Origin of the sequence: Bradyrhizobium genosp. SA-3, assembly GCF_004212635.1 — a bacterium.
GTDB lineage: Bacteria > Pseudomonadota > Alphaproteobacteria > Rhizobiales > Xanthobacteraceae > Bradyrhizobium.
Genome location: NZ_PSRT01000002.1, coordinates 1 through 21014 on the forward strand (window position 1 = coordinate 1; position 21014 = coordinate 21014).

General features: G+C 63.0%; 18 protein-coding genes and 3 pseudogenes. 12 read left to right on the forward strand and 9 right to left on the reverse strand.

Translation table 11 applies throughout. The features are described 5' to 3' along the window. Window positions 1–200: inorganic phosphate transporter (locus tag CWO91_RS00640; protein ID WP_208752962.1), on the forward strand; the 200-nt coding region annotated here is incomplete at its 5' end. Window positions 201–388: 188 nt separating this feature from the next. On the opposite strand, the gene CWO91_RS00645 is transcribed toward CWO91_RS00640, so the two are convergent. Beyond that, entirely contained in the window at window positions 389–1561 is a 1173-nt protein-coding gene (locus CWO91_RS00645) for a M20 aminoacylase family protein (RefSeq protein WP_091890768.1), read from the reverse strand. A gap of 212 nt (window positions 1562–1773) precedes the next feature. Between CWO91_RS00645 and CWO91_RS00650 the strand changes: the two genes are divergently transcribed. Beyond that, on the forward strand, window positions 1774–3393 hold the full coding sequence (locus CWO91_RS00650; RefSeq protein ID WP_130211802.1) for a GMC family oxidoreductase: 1620 nt from the start codon (window positions 1774–1776) through the stop codon (window positions 3391–3393). Between the two features lie 12 nt (window positions 3394–3405). Next, the gene (locus CWO91_RS00655; RefSeq protein WP_130211803.1) at window positions 3406–4287 is read left to right on the forward strand and encodes an alpha/beta fold hydrolase; all 882 of its coding nucleotides are present in this window, start codon (window positions 3406–3408) and stop codon (window positions 4285–4287) included. 2 nt (window positions 4288–4289) lie between these two features. Here CWO91_RS00655 and CWO91_RS00660 read toward each other — a convergent pair whose 3' ends face one another. Further along, the gene (locus CWO91_RS00660) at window positions 4290–4766 is read right to left on the reverse strand and encodes an L-2-amino-thiazoline-4-carboxylic acid hydrolase (RefSeq protein WP_130211804.1); all 477 of its coding nucleotides are present in this window, start codon (window positions 4764–4766) and stop codon (window positions 4290–4292) included. Between the two features lie 136 nt (window positions 4767–4902). Between CWO91_RS00660 and CWO91_RS00665 the strand changes: the two are divergent. Next, window positions 4903–5070: pseudogene (locus tag CWO91_RS00665) on the forward strand (LysR family transcriptional regulator); the annotation flags it as partial. 6 nt (window positions 5071–5076) lie between these two features. On the opposite strand, the gene CWO91_RS00670 reads toward CWO91_RS00665, so the two are convergent. The 4 genes from CWO91_RS00670 to CWO91_RS00685 form a co-directional block, all read right to left on the reverse strand. Next, window positions 5077–6309 carry an ABC transporter permease gene (locus CWO91_RS00670; protein WP_130211806.1) on the reverse strand — a complete coding sequence of 411 codons (1233 nt, stop codon included), beginning with the start codon at window positions 6307–6309 and terminating at the stop codon, window positions 5077–5079. Beyond that, window positions 6309–7028 (reverse strand): ABC transporter ATP-binding protein, encoded by a 720-nt coding sequence (locus CWO91_RS00675; protein WP_130211807.1) that lies wholly within the window; start codon window positions 7026–7028, stop codon window positions 6309–6311. Before CWO91_RS00675 ends, CWO91_RS00670 begins: the two co-directional genes overlap by 1 nt. Continuing rightward, the gene (locus CWO91_RS00680; protein WP_165405160.1) at window positions 7025–8173 is read right to left on the reverse strand and encodes an efflux RND transporter periplasmic adaptor subunit; all 1149 of its coding nucleotides are present in this window, start codon (window positions 8171–8173) and stop codon (window positions 7025–7027) included. The genes CWO91_RS00675 and CWO91_RS00680 overlap by 4 nt, the downstream gene beginning before the upstream one ends. A gap of 209 nt (window positions 8174–8382) precedes the next feature. Continuing rightward, window positions 8383–8766 (reverse strand): hypothetical protein, encoded by a 384-nt coding sequence (locus tag CWO91_RS00685; RefSeq protein WP_130211809.1) that lies wholly within the window; start codon window positions 8764–8766, stop codon window positions 8383–8385. A gap of 379 nt (window positions 8767–9145) precedes the next feature. Here CWO91_RS00685 and CWO91_RS00690 point away from each other — a divergent pair, with 379 nt between their 5' ends. From CWO91_RS00690 to CWO91_RS00705, 4 genes are all read left to right on the forward strand, one after another. Then, window positions 9146–10090, forward strand: a complete 945-nt coding sequence (locus CWO91_RS00690; protein ID WP_130211810.1) for a metallophosphoesterase family protein — start codon at window positions 9146–9148, stop codon at window positions 10088–10090. Between the two features lie 14 nt (window positions 10091–10104). Further along, the gene (locus tag CWO91_RS00695) at window positions 10105–10440 is read left to right on the forward strand and encodes a cupredoxin domain-containing protein (RefSeq protein WP_130211811.1); all 336 of its coding nucleotides are present in this window, start codon (window positions 10105–10107) and stop codon (window positions 10438–10440) included. A 112-nt stretch (window positions 10441–10552) separates the two neighbouring features. After that, window positions 10553–11101 (forward strand): sigma-70 family RNA polymerase sigma factor, encoded by a 549-nt coding sequence (locus CWO91_RS00700; protein WP_164939366.1) that lies wholly within the window; start codon window positions 10553–10555, stop codon window positions 11099–11101. Next, window positions 11098–11862, forward strand: a complete 765-nt coding sequence (locus CWO91_RS00705; RefSeq protein WP_130211812.1) for an anti-sigma factor family protein — start codon at window positions 11098–11100, stop codon at window positions 11860–11862. The genes CWO91_RS00700 and CWO91_RS00705 overlap by 4 nt, the downstream gene beginning before the upstream one ends. A gap of 150 nt (window positions 11863–12012) precedes the next feature. Here CWO91_RS00705 and hpnO read toward each other — a convergent pair whose 3' ends face one another. After that, the gene (hpnO, locus tag CWO91_RS00710; RefSeq protein ID WP_130211813.1) at window positions 12013–13404 is read right to left on the reverse strand and encodes an aminobacteriohopanetriol synthase HpnO; all 1392 of its coding nucleotides are present in this window, start codon (window positions 13402–13404) and stop codon (window positions 12013–12015) included. 140 nt (window positions 13405–13544) lie between these two features. Here hpnO and CWO91_RS00715 point away from each other — a divergent pair. Beyond that, window positions 13545–14170: pseudogene (locus tag CWO91_RS00715) on the forward strand (DUF2147 domain-containing protein). Here the strand turns inward: CWO91_RS00715 and CWO91_RS00720 are convergent. Next, window positions 14138–16726, reverse strand: a complete 2589-nt coding sequence (locus CWO91_RS00720; RefSeq protein ID WP_130211814.1) for an MMPL family transporter — start codon at window positions 16724–16726, stop codon at window positions 14138–14140. The pseudogene CWO91_RS00715 and the gene CWO91_RS00720 overlap by 33 nt on opposite strands. Window positions 16727–17187: 461 nt before the next feature. On the opposite strand from CWO91_RS00720, the gene ispH reads away from it, so the two are divergent. The 3 genes and pseudogenes from ispH to CWO91_RS43945 all read left to right on the forward strand — a co-directional run. Next, a complete protein-coding gene (ispH, locus tag CWO91_RS00725) occupies window positions 17188–18114 on the forward strand; it encodes a 4-hydroxy-3-methylbut-2-enyl diphosphate reductase (protein WP_130211898.1) in 927 nt (308 codons plus the stop codon). Between the two features lie 35 nt (window positions 18115–18149). Next, a complete protein-coding gene (hpnH, locus tag CWO91_RS00730; protein WP_130211815.1) occupies window positions 18150–19310 on the forward strand; it encodes an adenosyl-hopene transferase HpnH in 1161 nt (386 codons plus the stop codon). 552 nt (window positions 19311–19862) lie between these two features. Then, window positions 19863–20072, forward strand: a pseudogene (locus CWO91_RS43945) (REP-associated tyrosine transposase); the annotation flags it as partial. 48 nt (window positions 20073–20120) lie between these two features. On the opposite strand, the gene CWO91_RS00740 reads toward CWO91_RS43945, so the two are convergent. After that, window positions 20121–20936, reverse strand: coding sequence for a hypothetical protein (locus CWO91_RS00740; protein ID WP_130211816.1), 816 nt, complete (start codon window positions 20934–20936; stop codon window positions 20121–20123). Between the last annotated feature and the right edge of the window lie 78 nt (window positions 20937–21014).

Below are 21014 nucleotides of genomic sequence, written 5' to 3' on the forward strand. Positions count from 1 at the left end.
CGGCCCTATGCCGCGCGCGGCATAGACAAGTCTCGACCACCCACGTGCTGTCGTCGGGCGTCGCCGGCACCATGGCCGCCAACGGCTCGGGCCTGCAATGGTCCACCATCCGCAACCTGCTGATGGCCTGGGTGCTGACCCTGCCCTGCGCCATCATGCTGTCGGCCACGCTCTACGTGATCTTCTCGCGGATGTTCTGAGTGCCTCTCCTCTCCCTCCCCCCGTTCTTACGGGGAGAGGGTTGGGGTGAGGGGCTGCTTCCGCGATCACGGTGAGAGACGGACTCGTGGAGAGTCCCCCTCACCCGGAATCCGCGCTACGCGCATTCCGACCTCTCCCCGCATCCGCCTTCGCCGAGGCTTCGGCGGACAAGAGCGGGCGAGGTGAACTACGACGCAGCCAGCGATTCCTCGACCAGCTTGACCCAGTAGGACGTGCCGTACACGATCGCCTCGTCGTTGAAATTATAGGCGGGGTGATGCAGGCCGGCGCTGTCGCCATTGCCACAGAAGATGAAGGCGCCGGGCCGCGCTTCCAGCATGTAGGCGAAATCCTCGCCGCCCATCAGCGGCGGCATCTCGTGCACGTTGGCGTCCCCTGCGACCTGCTTGGCGATGCGCCTTGCGACCTCAGTCTCCGCAGCGTGGTTGTTCACCACCGGATAGTTGCGCTTGTAACGCAAATCGATCTTCGCACCCGTGATCTGCGCCACGCCGGCCACAACCTCGTGCACGCGCTTCTCGACCAGCTTGCGCACCTCCGGCGACAATGTACGGATGGTGCCCCTCAGCGTCGCCGTCTGCGGAATGACGTTGCGGGCATTGCCGGCGTGGAATTCGCAGATCGAGATCACCGCCGATTCCAAGGGATCGACGCTGCGCGCGACGATCGATTGCAAGGCGGTGATCACCTGCGCGCCGACCAACACGGAGTCCACGCATTTGTGCGGACGCGCGGCATGGCCGCCGACGCCCTCGATCATGATGTCGACCTCGTCGGTCGCCGCCATGATCGGGCCCGGCCGGATCGCGAACGAGCCAATGGGGATGCCCGGGCCGTTATGCATGCCGTAGACCTGCTCGATGCCGAAGCGCTCCATCAGCCCGTCCTTGACCATGGCCGCACCGCCGGCGCCGCCCTCCTCGGCCGGCTGGAAGATCACCACGGCATCGCCGGCGAAATTGCGGGTCTCGGCGAGGTAGCGCGCCGCGCCCAGCAGCATCGCGGTGTGGCCGTCATGGCCGCAGGCGTGCATCTTGCCCGGGGTCTTGGAGGCGTAAGGCAGGTTGGTCTGCTCCTCGACGGGCAGTGCGTCCATGTCGGCGCGCAGGCCGATCACCTTGAGCCCCTCGCCGGCCGGCTTGCTGCCCTTGATCACGCCGACCACGCCGGTCTGGCCGAGGCCGGTCACGACCTCGTCGCAGCCGAACTCGCGCAGGCGGTCAGCGACGAATGCTGCGGTGCGGTGAACGTCGTACAGCAGCTCCGGATGCTGATGGATGTCCCGGCGCCAGGCCTGAATATCGGGTTGGAGGTCGGCGACGCGGTTCACGATGGGCATGGAGGGTCTCAAGCTTTGTTGGGAATACAGGACGTCTACCATGCAAGCGCCAGTCCACCTAACTGCCGCGGATCGAGGGTAGCCCTGTCCTCTCGTCATGGCCGGGCTTGTAGCGAGCTTGTCTTCGCCATCCACGTCCGACTATTAGGACAGAAAGCGCGTGGAGCCCCGGGACAAGCCCCGGGCATGACGCCTGTTTGGGTGGACGCAGAATGCCAAGACGGCTCGAAGGTGAGTTTGACTACATTGTCGTCGGGGCCGGCACGGCGGGCTGTATCCTCGCGAACCGGCTCTCGGCCGATCCGAAGAACCGTGTCCTCATTCTCGAGGCCGGCGGCGACGACAACTGGATCTGGTTCCACATCCCGGTCGGCTATCTCTTCGCCATCGGCAATCCGCGCTCGGACTGGATGTTCAAGACCGAGGCCGAGCCGGGCCTGAACGGCCGCGCGCTCGCCTATCCCCGCGGCAAGGTGATCGGCGGCTGCTCGTCGATCAACGCGATGATCTCGATGCGCGGACAGGCTGCCGACTACGATCACTGGCGCCAGCTCGGCATGACCGGCTGGGGCTATGACGACGTGCTGCCGCTGTTCAAGCGGCTGGAAGATCACTTCCTGGGCGCGAGCGAACACCACGGCGCCGGCGGCGGCTGGCGCATCGAGGCGCCGCGGCTGTCGTGGGACATTCTCGACGCCGTCGGCAACGCCGCCGAGGAGATGGGCATCAAGCGCATCCCGGATTTCAACACCGGCGACAACGAAGGCACCAGCTATTTCCACGTCAACCAGAAGCGTGGCCGGCGCTGGTCGTCGGCCCGCGGCTTCCTCAAGCCCGCGCTGAACCGCCCCAATCTGCGGCTCGAGAAGCATGTGCTGGTCGACCGCATCATCATCGAGCAGGGCCGCGCCGTCGGCGTGCGCTTCATCCAGAATGGCGAGATCATCGAGGCACGGGCGAAGCGCGAGGTGATCCTCTCGGCCGGCTCGATCGGCTCGGTGCAAGTGCTGCATCGCTCCGGCATCGGCCCCGCCGACTGGCTGTCGCCACTCGGCATCGACGTCGTCATGGACAAGCCCGGTGTGGGGCGCAACTTACAGGACCATCTGCAGCAGCGCGCGATCTACAAGGTCGAGGGCGTACGCACGCTGAACGAGACCTATTACAACCTGTTCCGCCGCGGCCTGATGGGGCTCGACTACGCCTTCCGCCGCCGCGGTCCGCTGACCATGGCGCCGTCACAGCTCGGCATCTTCACGCGCTCCGATGCGACGCGCGCGCGCGCCAACATCCAGTTCCACGTGCAGCCGCTGTCGCTCGACAAGTTCGGGGATCCCCTGCACCGCTTCCCAGCAATCACGGTGAGCGCCTGCAATCTCCAGCCAACCTCGCGCGGCACCGTGCGGCTGCGCTCGGCGAGTCCGGACGAGAAGCCGATCATCGCACCGAACTATCTGTCGACGGATGACGACCGCCAGGTCGGCGCCGACGCAATCCGCACAACGCGCCGCCTGATGCAGCAGAAGGCGCTGGCAAAGTACCGCCCGAGCGAATATCTGCCCGGCCCCTCCGTCGGCAACGACGATGCCTCGCTTGCGAAGGCTGCCGGTGACATCGGCACCACCATCTTCCATCCCGTCGGCACGGCGAAGATGGGCGCGGCGAACGATCCGATGGCGGTGGTCGACGAACGCCTGCGCTTCTACGGCCTCACAGGCTTGCGCATCGTCGACGCCTCGATCATGCCGACCATCACCTCGGGCAACACCAACACGCCGACCGCGATGATCGCCGAGAAGGGCGCGACGATGATTTTGGAGGATGCGACGTAGCATCTTGCCCCCATGATCGATCCGCACCGCTTTTCCATCGGCCCGGCCGACGCAGAGATCGCCATGCTGCAATGGGGCGAGCGCGGCAAACCGCCCGCCCTCCTTCTGCACGGCACCGGTTTCGTCGCCGACGTCTGGGACGAGGTCGCGCGCGAGCTTGCATCGACCTACACCGTCTATGCGCTCGACCGTCGCGGCCACGGCGCCAGCCACAAGCCCGGCGCCTATCATTTTCTCGATTATGCCGACGACATCTGCCGAGTGATCGGCGCGCTGAAGCTGCGCGACGTCTACGGCATCGGCCACAGCGCGGGTGCGACGGATTTATTGCTCGCAGCAAAGCTATTGCCCGGATGTTTCACGCGCCTGTTCGTGATGGAGCCGACCATCATGGACCCGCGCACGGCGCGCTCCGCGGATTTGAGCGCCGAATCCCTTGCCCGCGTGCAGGGCACGCTACGGCGACGGGCCGAGTTCGAGAACGCTGAGGCCGTTTTCGCGCGCTACCGCGCGGCGCCGGCGTTTGCGGATTGGACCGAGACGTCGCTTTGGGCTTACGTGCGCCACGGCTTCGTGCCGCTCGTCGACGGCCGGGTAAAGCTCTGCTGCACGCCGGAGATCGAGTCGGCGATCCTGCGTCCGATCTACGAGGCGATGGAGCAGGTTTACGTTGGCGATGCCCGCGGCAATCCCTTCGCCTCGCTCACCGAGATCGATTGCCCGGTGCGCGTCACGACCGCCGCGAAGTCGGGGCCGATCTACAAGGAGATGGCGGCGCGCGCCGCGTCACTCATTCCGCGCGTCAGCACGCAAGCCTTCGCCGGCATCGGCCACTGCGTTGCGCAGGAAGCGCCGACCGTCGTGGTGCAGGCCGTGCGGGAGTTTTCGGCGTAGCCCTACGACCGCTTGCGAAACCTGAAATCGCAGCAGGCTCCGCCCTCCATAATCGTCTGGCTTCGGGACAGTTCGAGTTCGTCGTTGAAGCCGGCCAGCATGGCATGATCACGATTGCAGTGGACGCGAATGCCGAGATCAGCGAGACCCAGCTCCTTGTAGAACGCGGCGTATTGGCAGCGCGTAACGTTGAAATCGAGGTGATCATCGGACTCCGAGACCACCTCGACGTCCATGCTGCCGCCGCCCGCCCAGAGCTCCTGCGCCACGGTTCGCAGCGACGCAGTCGTCTTGCCGTAGGTTGCTGCCCATCTCGCGCCGTCCTCGGCGGCGAGCCTGCGGATCGTTTCGTCAACGACTTCGCCCATTGCGCTTTGACCGAACCGGTCACGCAATACCTGAATGAACGGGATCAGCACGCGTCCTTCGATCTTCCGGCGCTGCAGGTGACTGATGGCAACTTCGCTCGCATCAACCATTGTCGCTCACCTCTTTCATGGTTCGTTGGGAGTTTGTTTCACGCCGCCATCCCCGGATCAAACCAGATCTTCTGACGTGTTGACTTAGATTTTCTATGCCATGAGGAGGCGTTTCCGAAGCAAAGGGCATTCTGCGATGAGCTATCGGCTTCCTCCCCTGAACAGCCTGCGCGCGTTCGAAGCATCGGCGCGTCACCTGAGTTTCAAGCGGGCATCCGACGAGCTCTGCGTCACGCCCGGAGCCGTCAGCCAGCAGGTCAAGAGTCTTGAAGCGAGCCTTGGCGTGCAGCTGTTCGAGGAGCTCGTCCTTCTAACCGGACCTTAGCAACGCCGCCGGGTCCAAGCGCGCAGCCCGCTCGGCCGGCAGAAGACCGAAGATAATGCCGATGAGACTGGAGCAGGCGACGGCGACCAGCGCCATCGTTGCGTTGAACTCGACGGGCCAGCCCAACGCGGAGGGCACAACGCGCGTGCAGGCGTAACCGACAACGAGACCCGACAGGCCGCCGATGGTGCAGAGGAGCACCGCTTCCATCAGAAATTGTTTCCGAATATCTTGTGGCCGGGCACCAAACGCAAGGCGAATGCCGATCTCATTGAACCGTTCGGTCACCGATACGAGCATGATGTTCATCACGCCGATGCCGCCGACCAGAAGCGAGATTCCCGCAAGCGCGGATACCAGCAACGTGAATTGGCGATAGGTCCGATCGCGCGTCTGGGCGATCTGGATGAGGTTCTGAATTCGGAAATCGTCGTCCTTGTGTCCCATGATCTTGTGACGCTGCCGCAGGACGCGGGCAATCGCACCTCCCACCGCTGTCATTGACTGGGTGGAATCGGTCTTCGCCAGAATCGTATGCACGGCATCCGGATTGGCCTGACTCCGTCCGGTGGCGAAGATTCTTGCGGACGACAGGGGAATGAAGATGACGTCGTCCTGGTCGCGGCCGGTGAAGTCCTGCCCCTTCTCGGCAAGCACCCCGATCACGACATATGAAGTGCGGTCGATACGGATGAAGCGGCCGAGCGGATCGCTGTCGCGGAACAGTTCGCGCGCGACCGTACCTCCGATCACCGCGATCTTTGCGACTGATGCAACCTGATCCTGATTGAATAGCTGCCCCTCCCCTATTCGCCACCCGCGGGCTTCAAAAAACTCCGGGGTCACGCCGGCAACAAGGGTTGACCAGTTCAAGTCTCTCGCGATGACCGTCTTTTGCCCGCCCACGAATGGCGCCGCGATGACAACGTCGGGCACCTCGCGAGCAACCGCGAGCGCATCGGTTGTCGTGAGCGACAGGACGGTGCCCGCCTGCTGTCGCACGCCTTGCGCGTTTTGCGCACCGGGCTGCACCAGCAATAGATTCGATCCAAGCGAATTGATCTGTCTCGAGATCTCGGCACGCGCCCCTTCCGCCACGGCGACCACGATCAGCACGGCGGCAATGCCGATGACAATGCCCGTTACCGCGAGAACAGAGCGCAATATGTGCGCACGTATCGACTGAAACGCCAGATAGACGTAGCCGAGCGATCGCATCAAACCTCCGCCATGGTCGAAGTTGAGGAGGTGCCGAGAGATTTCGAGTCACCGACGACCGCGCCGTCCCGGAGCCTGATCGTGCGTTGCGCGCGCCCCGCGACTTCGGCGTCGTGGGTTACAAGCATGACCGTGAGGCCGCCACGCCGAAGTTCGGCGAGTATCGAGAGGATGGCATCGCGTGTGCTCGTATCGAGTGCCCCGGTCGGCTCGTCGGCCAAGAGAAGGTCGGGTTCGTTGACGATCGCACGCGCGAGGGCGACACGCTGCTGCTCACCGCCCGAGAGCTGGCCAGGCATATGCTGCATCCTGCTGCCGAGACCGACCCGCTCGAGCGCAGCGCGTGCCCTTGCGATCGGATTGCGCAGCCCGTCACGCCGATAGAATAGCGGCAACCCTACATTCTCGAGTGCGGTCAGGCGTGGCAACAGATTGAAGTTCTGAAACACAAAGCCGAAGCGCCGGTTTCGCAGTTCGCTCAACCGGCGCCTTGACTGCGCAAGTACATCCTGACCGCGAAGAAAGTAGCCTCCGGAGGAGGGTCGATCGAGGCAGCCTATGATCGAAAGCAAGGTGGATTTTCCTGATCCGGATGGGCCCACGACCGCGACGAACTCTCCCGGATCGATTTGCATGGTTATGTCCGACAGCGCATGAACGCTTTGGCTGCCGAGCCGGTGTCGCTTGTGGATGTGCTCCAGGATGACGAGCGATGTCATGGCTTGCTACGATAACCGATGGCGACCCGCTGACCTATTTGGACGTCCTCCGACAGGATCTGGGTCAGAGAGTCGCTGGTGGCGCCCAATGAAACCGAGGCTGGGTTCAGATGGCCGGACTTAGTACGGATCCAGATCACTCCCTGTCCGGGGGCGCGATCGGTTGCGCCGTCCCGCACCGGCCGAAAGCTGAGTGCGGCATTGGGAACAACCATCACATCGTGTTGCTCCCGAACCACGATGCGAACATCAGCCGTCATCCCGGGAAGCAGCAGATCTTCTGGATTGGGCGCCGAAATCATCACGGTGTAGGTCACCACGTTTTGTACCATCCGTGCTGCCTTTCGGATCTCGAGTACGCGGCCCTCGAAGGTCCGTCCCGGATAGGAATCGACACTGAACAGCGCACGCTGGCCGGTTCGCACCGCGCCAATGTCGGCCTCGCTGACGGACGCACTGACGCGCATGTCCGACAGATCCCGCGCGATGGTGAAGAGGGTCGGCGCCTGGAGGCTTGCGGCCACTGTCTGGCCAAGCTCGACGCTGCGCCGGATGACTATTCCATCGATCGGCGACTTGACGGTGCTTCGTTCGAGATCAAGTCGAGCCCGTTCGAGGGAAGCACGCGCAACCATCACACCGGCCGCGCGTACCTGCACGCGCGCCTGCGCCGCGGACAATTCAGCGCCGAGCGAGCGAGCCGTCATCTGTGCTCGCTCGGCGTCGCGTTGGGAAACACTGCCGTTCTTGCTGAGTGAGCTCTTGACCTGAAGATCGCGCAACGCGTCATCGTAGTGCGCCTGCGCGCCATCGACGGCTGCCTTGGCCTCCTCGTGTTGTGCGAGCGCGACGGTGAGCGCGGCTTCTGCTTCCTTGACCAAGACTTCGAAAGTGGCGCTGTCGAGTGCAGCAAGGGGCTCGCCGGCCCGAACGATGGAATTGTGGTCGGCCATCAGCTTGGCGACCTGCCCCGAAAGCTGCGAGCTGACCTCGACGGTATCAACGGCTTCGAGCGTTCCGGCAGCGGTGACGTTCTGAATGACGTTGTCGCGGGCAATGCTAACATAGCGCAGATCATCATGGTCACCGCCGGCAGCTGGGAGCGAACTGTCCGGAGCCCATAACGGATAGGCAACGGCAACCACGCAGCCTCCCAATGCTGCGCGCATCAGAAGGCTTCGGGGCGATCTCAATTGATTATCCGTGCGAATGATAATTTCGCCGCATTGGCTCTTGCGGCGCTCCCGCTGAACGTTGCCCCCTCGTTGGCGATGCCGGCGGCGTGATCAGACCAGAAGAGCTGAGGCTGAACGCGCCGCTTCTGGCGCGACCCGAAGCGATCGCAGTGGCTGGATTAGGGCACCGAAGGGCTGCCCGTCGGCACAGTCTTCGTCCCGCTCTGCGCTGGCGGAGGCGTTTTAGGAATCTTCACCCCGGTCGTCGTATCCGTTGCCGGGACGGTATGGTCCTCGCCCTGAAATACGCTGCCTTGACCTGGGACTTCGTCACCCGGTCGACCCGGATTGTTGAGTCCATTCAGGAATGGTTGGCTTTCTTGGCCGGGGGTGTTCGACAGTCCGCCCGCAGCCACGGCGGTGAACAGATGGTCTGCTGCATAGCTCGGGCAAGAGACTGCAAGCAGTGATGCGCCTGCCGCAAGGATCGCAAGTGTTCTCATCATCATCAACTCCTCTTCAGTTGCGTTCGCCAAGGCGTCAAACTCGGCAGCCTGCGTCATTGGCGAACCTTGAATGCAGTTGATCTCCAGCTGTTCCTATTCTTGCGATGCGAGCTCACCTTCGAACGAGTTAGTTTCTGACACCGAAGTCAGTCTCGTCGATTCGCGGATGATTGCTGCGGCTGAACGCTGCATCCTGATCGTTGCATAAGCACCAAGAAACGACGGCTTGGCAACGGCTTCTACAGCGCGAGATGGTTGCTCAGCTGCGCCACCATTGGCGTCCCGCGGTGCGGAGACCACCTGTTTCGGGGTAAACCGGTTCTCGGAAACGTGATTAGCCGGTCCCGATCCATTTCATCTGGAAGTCCGGGAATAAACCCGCCCCTCTCCCGATCACCTCCCGGCAAGCCCAATTCCGGGCCAGAGGAGATGCGCGATGAGCGGACACGACCATGGCGAAGACGGCGTCAGCCGCCGCAAGGTGCTGGAATGCATGACCTGGGCCGGCACTGGGGTACTCTGGACCATCACAGGCGGCGTGCCGCGCTCGCTGGGCATCATCGATTCTGCGCAAGCCGCGACCGCGGCTGCGCCCGGCATGACCTTCCTCCAGATCAGTGACAGCCATGTCGGCTTCGACAAGCCGGCCAATCCCAACGCACTCGGCACGCTGGAGGAAGCGGTGGGCAAAATCAACGCGATGCCGGCCAAGCCGTCCTTCATGATCCATACCGGCGACATCACCCATTTGTCGAAGGTCACCGAGTTCGATAACGCCGAGCGCATCATCTCGCAGACCAAGCTCGACGTGCACTACGTGCCGGGTGAGCACGACTTCATCGACGAGGAGGTGAAGCTCTATCGCGAACGCTACGGCCGCGGCACCAAGGGGCACGGCTGGTATTCCTTCGACGCCGGCGGCGTGCATTTCATCGGCCTCGTCAACGTCGTCGACCTCAAGGCTGGCGGCCTCGGCAATCTCGGCGCCGAGCAGCTCGCCTGGCTCGAAGACGATCTGCGCGGCAAGTCGAAATCGACGCCGATCGTGTTGTTCGCCCACATCCCGTTGTGGACGGTCTACCCGCAATGGGGCTGGGGCACCGAAGAGGGCGGCCGCGCGCTGGAATACGTCAAGGGTTTTGGCTCGGTCACCGTGCTCAACGGGCACATCCATCAGGTGATGCAGAAGGTCGAGGGCAACGTCACCTTCCACACCGCGCGCTCGACCGCCTTCCCGCAGCCGGCGCCGGGGGCCGCTCCCTCGCCCGGACCGATGAAGGTCGAGGACGCAAGGCTGCGCTCCATGCTCGGCGTTGCCAGCATCAACTTCAAGCAGAACGAGCAGCGCCTCGCCATCATCGACACGCCGCTCCAGGGCTGAGAGAAGGGCTGATCATGAAGACAATTAACCGCCGCGACTTCGGAGTCGACCTCGGTCTCGCTTTGGCCGCGGCCATCCTGCTGCCCGCAACGACTGCCCGCGCCGACGACATGGAGGTACATATCGACAATTTCGTCTTCCAGCCGGCCGAGCTCAAGATCAAGGCCGGCACCACCGTGACCTGGACCAACCGGGACGACATCCCCCACACTATCGTCTCGGCCGGCAAGTTCAGGTCCAAGACCCTGGACACCGACGACAAGTTCTCGTTCACCTTCACCAATGCGGGCGATTACAAATATTTTTGTTCGTTGCATCCGCACATGACGGGGATGATCAAGGTTGAGTAATATCTCGAGCCGAGACATCAACGTCTTGCCCGGCCGGTGGTCCCACGCCGGCCGGGCTCGGACGTCTTCGATCGCGGCAGAAGAAGCAAAGCAAGAGGCAAAGCGAGGAGCGATGCCCGCCACCGACGATTTGCAGAAGGCGCAGCGCTTCCGCGAAGCGGCACTGCCCCATCTCGACGACGTCTACACGCTCGCGCGCTACCTCCTGCGCGATGCCTCCGACGCCGAGGATGCGGTGCAGGAGTGCTATCTGCGCGCGCTGAAGCACTTTGACAGTTATCGCGGGCCGGCGATGAAACCCTGGCTGTTCGCGATCCTGCGCAACGTCTGCAACGCCGAATATGCGCGGCGGGCGCATAGGCCCAGCGCGATCGAGGATACACCCGGCGCGGCTGAGCAGACGCCGATCTGGCAGGAGAGCGAGGCAAGCCCGGAAACCGAAGTGCTGCGCAGCCGCGATGCCGGCGCGATCCGCAAGCTGATCGACACGCTCGCCGAACCGTTCAAGGAGACCTTCGTGCTGCGGGAGATCAACAACCTGTCCTATCGTGAAATCGCCGAGACGGTCGGTGCGCCCATCGGCACCGTGATGTCCCGCCTCGCCCGCGCGCGCGCCATGCTGCGGGCGGCCTGGACGGCGGAAGAGGAGCAAGCAAGATGATCTGCGACGAAGCAAGAATCCTGCTTCACGCGCTGCTCGACAATGAGCTCGATGCCGGCCACGCGCGCGAGGTCGAAGCGCATATCGCGAGCTGCCCGGCCTGCGCCGCCGAGCTCGCCGCGCAGCGCGAAATGCAGCGCGTGCTCGCCGACACCGATTTGCGCTACACCGCGCCCGCGAGCCTCCGCGCTCGGATCGAGGCGTCACTGCCGCAAGCACAGCACCAGCCCACGCGCCGCTCCTTGCTGCGCGGCTTTGCGATGGGCTCGGCCGTCTCCGCGCTCGCCGCCTCCGGCGTCGTCGCATTGGTACTGCGCCAGGATGATCAGCAGCGCATCCTGTCGGAGGTCGTCTCCGCGCATCTGCGCTCGCTCCAGGCCGGCCACCTCACCGACGTGGTCTCGACCGACCAGCACACGGTCAAGCCGTGGTTCAACGGCAAGCTCGACGTCGCCCCGCCCGTGATCGATCTCACGGCGCAGGGCTTCACACTGGTCGGCGGCCGGCTCGACTATATCGATGCGCGCGCCATCGGCGCGGTCGTCTACCGGCGCCGGCAGCACGTCATCAACCTGTTCGTGTCGCAGACATCGAACGTGGAATATCGCACGCCGAAGACCGAGACCATGCAAGGCTTCAACTGCCGCCGCTGGGGCAATCGCGGCCTGAATTTCTGGGCCGTCAGCGATATCGCCGCCGACGAGCTCGCCGAGTTCGTCGACAAGTTCGAGGCGGCGATGAAGGCGAATGCGGAGGGGTAGATTCACCCCGCACCGTCATTGCGAGGAGCGAAGCAATCCAGACTGCCTCCGCCGAGATAGTCTGGATTGCTTCGCGGAGCCTGTCATCGGGCCGCGCTTCGCGCGGACCCATTGGCTCGCAATGACGAGCGTTGAGACGGATCGGCGAAACTACGCCGACCGTCTCACCGCGTTGTCCACCAGGGTCTTGCCGAGCGACCAGATCGCGCCGGGGACCTTGTGGCTGCCGGCGATGACGTCGTCGAAGGCGCGCTCGATCCAGCTGCAGTCTTCTTCGGTGATGGTGAGCGGCGGCAGCAGCTTGATGGTGTGGCTGCCGTGGCCGGCGACCTGGGTCAGGATCTTGTGATCCTTGAACAGCGGCACCGTGATGAGCTGGCAGAACAGGCCCTTGTTGGCGGTCTCCAGCACGTTCCAGGAGGCGCGAAGGCGCAGCGATTTCGGCGGGCCGAACTCGATGCCGATCATCAGGCCCTTGCCGCGGACTTCCTTCAACAGCTCGTAGCCGGGCACCATGCGCGTCAGCGCGAGGCGCAGCTCGGCGCCGCGCTTGGCGGCGGACTCGATCAGCTTCTCGGACTCCATCACGTCGAGCGTGGCGATGCCCGCAGCCATCGCGAGGTCATTCTTGGAGAAGGTGGAGCCGTGCACCACCGCACGGTCCATCTGGTTGAAGATCTTGTCGAAGATGGCCTTGCGCGTCAGCACCGCGCCAACCGGCACGTGGCCGCCCGACAGCGACTTCGACAGCAGCACCATGTCGGGCTCAACGTTCCAGTGCTCGACCGCAAGGAAGCGGCCGGTGCGGCCCATGCCGGTCTGGATCTCGTCGGCGACGAACAGCGTACCGTATTTCTTGCAGAGCGCGGCCGCGCCGGGCAGGAACTCGTCGGTGGGCATGTTGACGCCCTTGCCCTGGATCGGCTCGACGACGAAGGCCGCGACCTCGCGTGAGGCCAGCGCCTTTTCCAGCGCGGCCAGATCGTTGAACAGGATCGGGGTGCAGCCTGGCAGCAACGGCTCGAAACCGGTACGGAAGTTCGAGTCGCCCGTGAGCGACAGCGCGCCATAGGTCAGGCCGTGATAGCCGTGGGCGCAATAGACGATGCCGGGACGGCCGGTCGCGCCGCGCGCGAATTTGATCGCTGCCTCGACGCATTCTGCGCCGGAATTTGCGAAGAACGCCTTGTCGAGATAGGGGACGTATTTCAGAAGCCGCTCGGCGAGCACGCCGGCGAGCGTCGAGACGTCGAACTGGACGAGGTTCGGGAGGTCGGCATCGAGCACGCTCTTGAGCGCCTCGCGCATGACCGGATGATTGCGCCCGATCGCAAACACGCCGAATCCGGACAACAGGTCGAGATAGCGCGCGCCCTCGCGATCGTAGAGGTACTGCCCCTGCCCCTTCTGGAAGCCGACATCGTAGCCGATGGTCTTGAGAACCCGAACGAACTGCTCGTTCAGATACCGATTATGCAGGGCGCTGCGCTGGGCCTGACGGTCCGCGAAGAGCTCAGACATGTCTGGATTTGGACTGTGCATCCGCTACATACTTCGGTTGAGGGCCGTCTAGTCAACTGAAAACGGACCGCTATCGAAACGCTCTGTGCAGCCTTTTGCCCTTTTTCGGACCATCTTCGCAAGCACAGCTTTAAACCATGTTGCACTGCCAAGGAACTATCATGCGTTTAGCCCTTTACACCGGAATAATACTGGCTGGCGGTTACACCTGTCTGACCCCCGCGCTCGCCGCAGACCCGACCGGGGAGTGGCGGGTCGCCGACGGCATTGCCAACATCCGTGTCGCCCAATGCAATGGCAGCATGTGGGGTGCCGTCTCCTGGGAAAAGCAGCCCGGAGGCCGCGACGAGAATAACCCGGATGTATCAAAAAAGAACAGGCCAACGCTGGGCATGCCCACCCTGATCGACATGAAGAAGAAGCCCGGCGTCGAGGAGTGGGAAGGACAGGTCTACAACGCCAAGGACGGCCAGCTTTACAGCGCGACCATCACGCCGGCCGGTACCGACCAGCTTGAAATCAAGGGCTGTGTGATGGGCTTCCTCTGTGGGGGCGAGACCTGGACCCGGGTTGGTCCGCCGATCCCCTTGAGCCCCGCCAACGCCATGGCCAAGGGCGCGCCGAAGTCCACCGGCGCGGCGCCGAAAGCCAGGGTACGACGGGCGCCACAGCAGCTGCCCCGGCAGCGCCGAAGGCCGCCGGCGCAGCCAAGCCCAGTCAGAAGGGCGCCGCCGACCCGGTCGGCGACATCTGCCTACTCCCTGAGATTGCGGGGTTTGCCCATTAGGGCCGGCTGGAACAGCAGCACGGCGGCAAGCGTCGTCACCAGCGACAGTGCGAGCAGCTTGCCCATGCTGGACGTGCCGGGATGGCTCGACAGCCACAGGCTGCCGAACGCGGTTGCCGTCGTCAGCGCGCTGAAAAAGATCGCACGTGTCAGGCTGGTCTGGAGCAGATTCGTCCTGCCCGAGCGCCACGCCACGACATAATAGATCTTGAAGGCGACGCCGACGCCAAGCAGCAGCGGGAATGCGACGATGTTGGCGAAGTTGAGCGGCAGGCCGACCAACACGCAGATCTCGAGCGTCACCGCGCCGGCAACCAGGAGCGGCACCAGCGTCATCAGTACGTCGACGAACCGCCGCAACGTGATCCACAGGAGCAGGCCGATCACCAGCAGTGCATAGACGCCGGCATGGATGAACGCCTTCACCACGGTGTCGCCGGATTTCAGGATCGAGACCGGCCCGCCGATCGCGGTCGGCTCGGCCGCGAGCACGGCAGCGGCAAACTTGCGCAGCGTGTCGTTGTCATTGGGATCGCCCTTGGGCAGCGCCTCGACGCGGATGACGCCGTCCTTGCTCTTCCAGGCGCTGACGAGATCCGCCGGCAGTGACTTCAGGGTCACCGGCTCGGCCTGCAGCGCGTTTTTGAGCTGGTCGAACACGATCTTCATCGGTGTGACGAACACGTCCTGCGCCTTGTTGCGCGTGGCCTCGTCGGAATTAGCGAGCTTCTCGAGCGCGTCGGCCAGCCGGCGCGAGGCGAGCGCACCCGGTCCCTTCGCATCGCCCGCGGTCCGGCGCAGATTGTCGACCGAGGATTTCAGCGATTCGACGTTTTCCTGGTCCGACGGCGCTGCGTCGATCTGGTCGGGATTGAGCGCGGGATTCAAGACCTTGGCGCCCTGCGCGAGCAGCTTCAGCTTCGGCGGCTGGTCCTGTGGCACGAAGCTGTCGAGTGACATCACCCGCAATACCTCGGGCACCTTCTCCAGCTTCGCCTCGACCTGCTTTGCCTGCTCTTCCGACGTCGTCATCACGTTGATGGCATTGGCGCCGGTGTTGGGATCCTTGCGCAGGTCGAGGAAGGTCGCGATCGATTCGGCATGCGGATTGCGCAGGTTCATCGGGTTGAAGTCGAACTTCATGAAGTAGAGCAGCGGCAGGCCGCCGAGCGCCAGCAGCAGCGTGCCGCCGACGATCAGCACGCGGTGCTTTTCGAGGAAGTGATCGAGCGGCGCCAGGAAGGCGTAACCGACGGGCTCCGGCTCGCCGGGCGGGTTCAACAGCTTCAACAGCGCCGGCAGCACGGTGATCGACGAGAGGAACGCGACCAGCATGCCGACGCCGGCGATCTGGCCGAGCTCGGAGATGCCCTTGTAGTCGGTCGGCATGAAGCAGAGGAAGCCCGCGGCCGTTGCCATCGCCGCGAGCGACAGCGGCACCGCCGAGCGCTTGGCCGCCAGCACCAGCGCGCCCGAGAGATCGTCGTGCTTGTAGCGCTCGGAGCGGTAGCGGACGCTGTACTGGATGCCGAAATCGACGCCGAGGCCGACGAACAGCACCGCAAACGCGATCGACAGCAAATTGAGCGAGCCGACCATCATCAGACCGGCCGCGGTCGTGATCGCAAGACCCACGAAGAGATTGACGAACACCGCGAAGATGATCTTCGCCGAATGCAGCGCCAGCCACAGGATGAGCAGCACGACGAGAACCGTGCCGATGCCATTGACGACCGCGCCCTCCTGGACGGTCGCGTATTCCTCGTTGGCGATCGGGACCGGGCCGGTCAGCCGCACCCGCGCCTGGTATTTGGTCGGGAAATCCAGATCCGCTGCGGCCTTGCGGATCGCGTCGGTGGCGCCCTTGCCCGGCTCCAGCGCGTTGTAGTCGAGGATCGGCTTGAACTCGATGAAGGCGCGCTTGTCCGAATCCTTCAGCGGCTCGTCGCTGACGAGCTCGCGCCAGGAGAAGCTCGCATTGCCCCTGTTGAGCACGGTCTCGACCGTCTGCGCGATCAGGTTGAAGGGCCGCTCGGTGTTGTCGAGCTTGACCTGGCCGCGCTTGACGCCGGCAAGTCCGGTCTCGAGCGCGCCGGTCAGGCCGCGGATCGAGGGGTCGCCCGCCATGATCTCGATCAGGGGCGCCGCCGATTCGAACTGACCGGTGATCTTGCCGACCTCCTCGGTCGGCAGGAACAACAGGCCGTTCTTCTCGAAGAACTCGCCGCTGCCGAGCTGCTGCATCGATTGGAAGTTGGTCTTGTCGTCCTTGAGCTTGGCAAAGAGCGCGTCCGCTGCCGCGCTCGCCATCTCGGGCGTCTTGGCCTCGACGACCGCCGTGATGGTCGCGTCGCGGTCAAAGGCGCGGTCGAACTGCTGGTCGCGCTGGCGCCAGTCCAGATTCTGGGCAATCAGCGAATTGATGTCGGTGTTGATGGCGAAGTGGCGCGCAGCGTAATAGCCCGCTCCCACCGACAGCAGGAGCCCGAAAATGACGACGAGGGAGGCAAACCGGGTACAGGCCCTGACTATGGCAACGACGACGCTTTGCAGCACTTCTTTTCTTTCTGCGGTTAACAGCTTGCCGGAAACGCCCGCTGTTTATCGGAGTTCCCGGGCGAAACCTATTGCTGTTTGAGTGGTTCTCGCCGCGACAAGGTTCGAGGTAAACGGCGGAGGACCCGTAGCAAAATCATGCGGGGCGGTCGGTATAGCCGGGGAGTTGAGGCGGGAAAGTGACGAAAGAGTGAGCCAAATGTCGCCATGTTGCTCACCGGGAATGACCTACCAAAATACCATCGAACTGCCTTTGTCTGGGAACCCAAGGGTCGTTCGACTTCCCTTGCTGCCGATTTTTTGACACAAAGTATTGCGCCTCCATGCGCCGGAGCCCAACGGGGGTGGGCGGCTAGCGCTGCGCGAGATCAATGGTGCGGATATTGCACCTCATTGGTCAGTATCGGGGTGCTGCCGGGAACTTTGAAGCGGATTGGTGCAACTTGCGTGATGGGCGTCCAATGGAAGTTTATCTGGCGCAGCCGCGCGGCTTCTGCGCGGGCGTGGTGCGTGCGATCGAGATCGTGGAACGGGCGCTGGAGAAGTACGGCCCGCCCGTCTACGTGCGCCATGAGATCGTGCACAACAAATACGTGGTCGAGAGCCTGAAGAACAAGGGCGCGATCTTCGTCGAGGAATTGACCGAAGTGCCGCCCAAGGCGGTGACCGTTTTCAGCGCCCATGGCGTCGCCCGCAGCGTCGAGGAAGAGGCCGCCGCGCGCGACCTTCCGGTGCTGAACGCCACCTGCCCCCTGGTCACGAAAGTTCACAATCAGGGGAAGCGCTACATCACCAAGGGCCGCACGCTGATTCTGATCGGCCATGCCGGCCACCCCGAGGTCGAGGGCACGATGGGCCAGGTCCCGGGGCCAGTGCAGCTTGTTCAAAGCGTTGAAGAGGTTAACGCCCTGACGCTGCCGGCGGATACGCCAATGGCCTACATCACCCAGACCACCCTGTCGGTCGACGACACCAAGGACATCATCGCGGCCCTCCAGGCCCGCTTTACAGATATTCAAGGTCCGGATATCCGGGATATCTGCTATGCGACACAGAACCGCCAAACTGCGGTAAGGGATTTGAGCAAGCTGGTCGACGTGATCTTGGTGGTGGGCGCTGCCAACAGCTCGAACTCGAACCGGCTCCGCGAAATCGGCACCGAAGCCGGCGTCGCGAGTTATTTGATTGCCGACGGCAGCGAGCTCAATCCGGCGTGGTTGAAGGATGCCAGGACCGTCGGCGTCACGGCCGGCGCTTCGGCGCCCGAGGTACTCGTGGATGACGTGATTGAAGCGATGCGGCGGATCGGACCAGTGAAGGTCTCGGTGTTGCCGGGCCGCGAGGAAAACATCGAATTCCGGCTTCCGGCCCAATTGGCTGCGAGCTGACCCATCCGAATTCAAAGCCCAGAAAGAAACTTGTAATGGCTATCCCGTTCTTCAAGGAAATGCGTATCGGCGGCTATTTGCTCAAGCAGAAACTGCTTGGCCGCAAACGCTATCCGCTCGTGCTGATGCTGGAGCCGCTGTTTCGTTGCAACCTCGCCTGCGTCGGCTGCGGCAAGATCGATTATCCCGATGCGATCCTCAACCGTCGCATGACGGCGCAGGAGTGCTGGGATGCCGCCGACGAATGCGGCGCGCCGATGGTCGCGATTCCCGGCGGCGAGCCGCTGATCCACAAGGAGATCGGCGAGATCGTGCGCGGCCTCGTCGCGCGCAAGAAGTTCGTCTCGCTCTGCACCAACGCGCTGCTGCTCGAGAAGAAGCTCGATCTGTTCGAGCCCTCCCCGTATCTGTTCTTCTCGGTGCATCTCGACGGCCTGCGCGATCACCACGACAAGGCGGTGTCGCAGAAGGGCGTGTTCGACCGCGCCGTCTCCGCGATCAAGGCGGCCAAGGCGCGCGGCTTCACCGTCAACGTCAACGCCACCATCTTCGACGGCCATCCGGCCGAGGAGATCGCGAAATTCCTCGACCTCACCGTCGAGCTCGGCGTCGGCGTCTCGATGTCGCCGGGCTACGCCTATGAGCGCGCGCCGGACCAGGAGCACTTCCTCAACCGCACCAAGACCAAGAAGCTGTTCCGCGACGTCTTCGCGATGGGCAAGGGCAAGAAGTGGAATTTCATGCACTCCGGCCTTTTCCTGGACTTCCTCGCCGGCAACCAGGAATACGAGTGCACGCCGTGGGGCATGCCCGCGCGCAACATCTTTGGCTGGCAGAAGCCCTGCTACCTGCTCGGTGAAGGCTACGCGAAAACCTTCAAGGAGCTGATGGACACCACCGACTGGGACAGCTACGGCACCGGTCGTTACGAGAAGTGCGCCGACTGTATGGCCCATTGCGGCTACGAGCCGACCGCGGCCACCGCAGCCCTCCACAACCCGCTGAAGGCGATGTGGGTGTCGCTGCGCGGCATCAAGACCTCCGGCCCGATGGCGCCGGAGATCGACATGTCCAAGCAGCGCCCGGCGCAGTACATCTTCTCGGAGCAGGTCCAGAAGAAGCTCTCGGAGATCCGCAAGGACGAGGCGGCTGCCGCGCAGGCAAAGGCCGCGCAGAAGGCTTCGACCGCCGCGTAAGCGCGCGAATCGGCACCAACGAAAAACGGCCCGGTCGCGAATCGCGACCGGGCCTTTTCTTTTGTTCAGCTCAGGCGCCAGGGAAAGAGCAGCGCGGTGCGTAGACTGCGCTCCCTCCCTCGTCACTGGCCCGGGAGCCCTCCTGCAAAAAGTGAAAAAACAACCCCATGCACAGTAGAAACGCGGCCGCCGAACGGCACATCGTTGCATCCGGCTAAATCATTGCCGCGCCGAGGAAATCAACGGCAAATGGGCAAAGGTCGCGGCCTCGGCGACGAGGAGCGATCTTCGCAAACGCGACGACAGACGATGGCCAATTGGACCAACGCGCAGAAGTCGCTCAGGAATTACAATTCAAGGCCAGCGCGGATTTCGAATTTTACGAATATCGTTTGACCCGTCGGGCAAAACAGTGGCACTATCCCATGCTGGCCCCTTTCGAAAGCGGCACCAACTGGTCGCCTCTTGCTGCTACAGGTTCCTCGAAACGCCTGTCACTGTAATTATCGTGTCTCACTTCAGGGGTGCAGTCCACCACTGTCACCGTAATTCAGATATTGGGAGCATACGATCCGGGATGAAGTCGATTTCGCCCGGCATGTCGACTACGTCCACATCAATCCGGTCAAGCATGGGCTCGTCGACCGGGTACGCGACTGGGCACTGTCCTCGTTTCATCGTCACGTGGAGCTTGGCAATTATCCAGCCGATTGGGCCGGCGATCAGTCGGACGATGGCCGCGATTACGGAGAGCGGGGATAGAAAGCGATGGGTTTCGCAAGGGCTTAACCCATCCTACGGGTGATTGTCTCAGGAGTTATCGCGTCTCGCAATTTCGTAGTGATCCCGCAATGACTCAAACAGTTCAATGAATGCCTTAGCTCCAAGCAAGAGGTCGTCGCTGTCGAATGTTCGTTTGTATTCGACGACTCCCGGAATCAATCGATCGAAAGTTTCCAAATTTGTGATCTCAAAGGCGAGCTTCGGATCATTCTCACAGTAGATCTTGAAGATTACCGGCGGCCCAATGCAGAAATGATTTCCTCCGGTATCGAGCCCGACTTCAAAAGTCAGGGCGTCATCAGAGTCTGCAACTGTCTTCAGCCATCGATTGCGGCGGCGCGTGAAGCCAAGCGCCCTACAGAACTCATCTGCAAAAGGAGCAAAATCGCGCTTCTTTCCGGACCACGTGACTGGTTTGATACCCAGACGCTCTCTTTCAGGTTCACGTAGACTTCGGAAAAAGGCAGTCTCACCTTCACGAAATGCTGCGTCGAAGTAGATTTTCTTGTAGCGCTCAAACAAGCACGGGACCAACGGTGGCGCTCGAAAGGGTTCTTCAACGACCCTCTTGAGAAAAAGTTCGTCCAGAAGGCGCGAGCGATACCGCGGCTGGACAACGAACTTCCTCGTATCGGGGTCGCCCCGTCCGAGCGATTGCATCGTTTCCAGAGCGACGTCATCCCAATATCGATTGAGAATATCCGTCTGGTCCTCGCCGCAGGAAGCAATGACCCTTTGTTGCCAGGCCCGGTGGAGCGAATAACCGCGTGCCTCGAAGGCAAGCTGTGTCGGACGCCGGCCGGGCCAGGTTTCCATTCTTCGCAGAAGCCGATGCTCTTCCATGGGCCGGTGTTCCTCCCATTACTCATCTAAATTGGAGGCTCATGGCCGCTCGCGCGATGGTGCGATCGCCGCCGAACA

What these genes read in the sequence shown, in the direction of transcription:
- CWO91_RS00645 (WP_091890768.1), bottom strand. Translation starts at nt 1,561, where the DNA reads ATGCCCATCGTGAACCGCGTCGCCGACCTCCAACCCGATATTCAGGCC.
- CWO91_RS00650 (WP_130211802.1), top strand. Translation starts at nt 1,774, where the DNA reads ATGCCAAGACGGCTCGAAGGTGAGTTTGACTACATTGTCGTCGGGGCC.
- CWO91_RS00655 (WP_130211803.1), top strand. Translation starts at nt 3,406, where the DNA reads ATGATCGATCCGCACCGCTTTTCCATCGGCCCGGCCGACGCAGAGATC.
- CWO91_RS00660 (WP_130211804.1), bottom strand. Translation starts at nt 4,766, where the DNA reads ATGGTTGATGCGAGCGAAGTTGCCATCAGTCACCTGCAGCGCCGGAAG.
- CWO91_RS00670 (WP_130211806.1), bottom strand. Translation starts at nt 6,309, where the DNA reads ATGCGATCGCTCGGCTACGTCTATCTGGCGTTTCAGTCGATACGTGCG.
- CWO91_RS00675 (WP_130211807.1), bottom strand. Translation starts at nt 7,028, where the DNA reads ATGACATCGCTCGTCATCCTGGAGCACATCCACAAGCGACACCGGCTC.
- CWO91_RS00685 (WP_130211809.1), bottom strand. Translation starts at nt 8,766, where the DNA reads ATGACGCAGGCTGCCGAGTTTGACGCCTTGGCGAACGCAACTGAAGAG.
- CWO91_RS00690 (WP_130211810.1), top strand. Translation starts at nt 9,146, where the DNA reads ATGAGCGGACACGACCATGGCGAAGACGGCGTCAGCCGCCGCAAGGTG.
- CWO91_RS00695 (WP_130211811.1), top strand. Translation starts at nt 10,105, where the DNA reads ATGAAGACAATTAACCGCCGCGACTTCGGAGTCGACCTCGGTCTCGCT.
- CWO91_RS00700 (WP_164939366.1), top strand. Translation starts at nt 10,553, where the DNA reads ATGCCCGCCACCGACGATTTGCAGAAGGCGCAGCGCTTCCGCGAAGCG.
- CWO91_RS00705 (WP_130211812.1), top strand. Translation starts at nt 11,098, where the DNA reads ATGATCTGCGACGAAGCAAGAATCCTGCTTCACGCGCTGCTCGACAAT.
- hpnO (WP_130211813.1), bottom strand. Translation starts at nt 13,404, where the DNA reads ATGCACAGTCCAAATCCAGACATGTCTGAGCTCTTCGCGGACCGTCAG.
- ispH (WP_130211898.1), top strand. Translation starts at nt 17,188, where the DNA reads ATGGAAGTTTATCTGGCGCAGCCGCGCGGCTTCTGCGCGGGCGTGGTG.
- hpnH (WP_130211815.1), top strand. Translation starts at nt 18,150, where the DNA reads ATGGCTATCCCGTTCTTCAAGGAAATGCGTATCGGCGGCTATTTGCTC.
- CWO91_RS00740 (WP_130211816.1), bottom strand. Translation starts at nt 20,936, where the DNA reads ATGGAAGAGCATCGGCTTCTGCGAAGAATGGAAACCTGGCCCGGCCGG.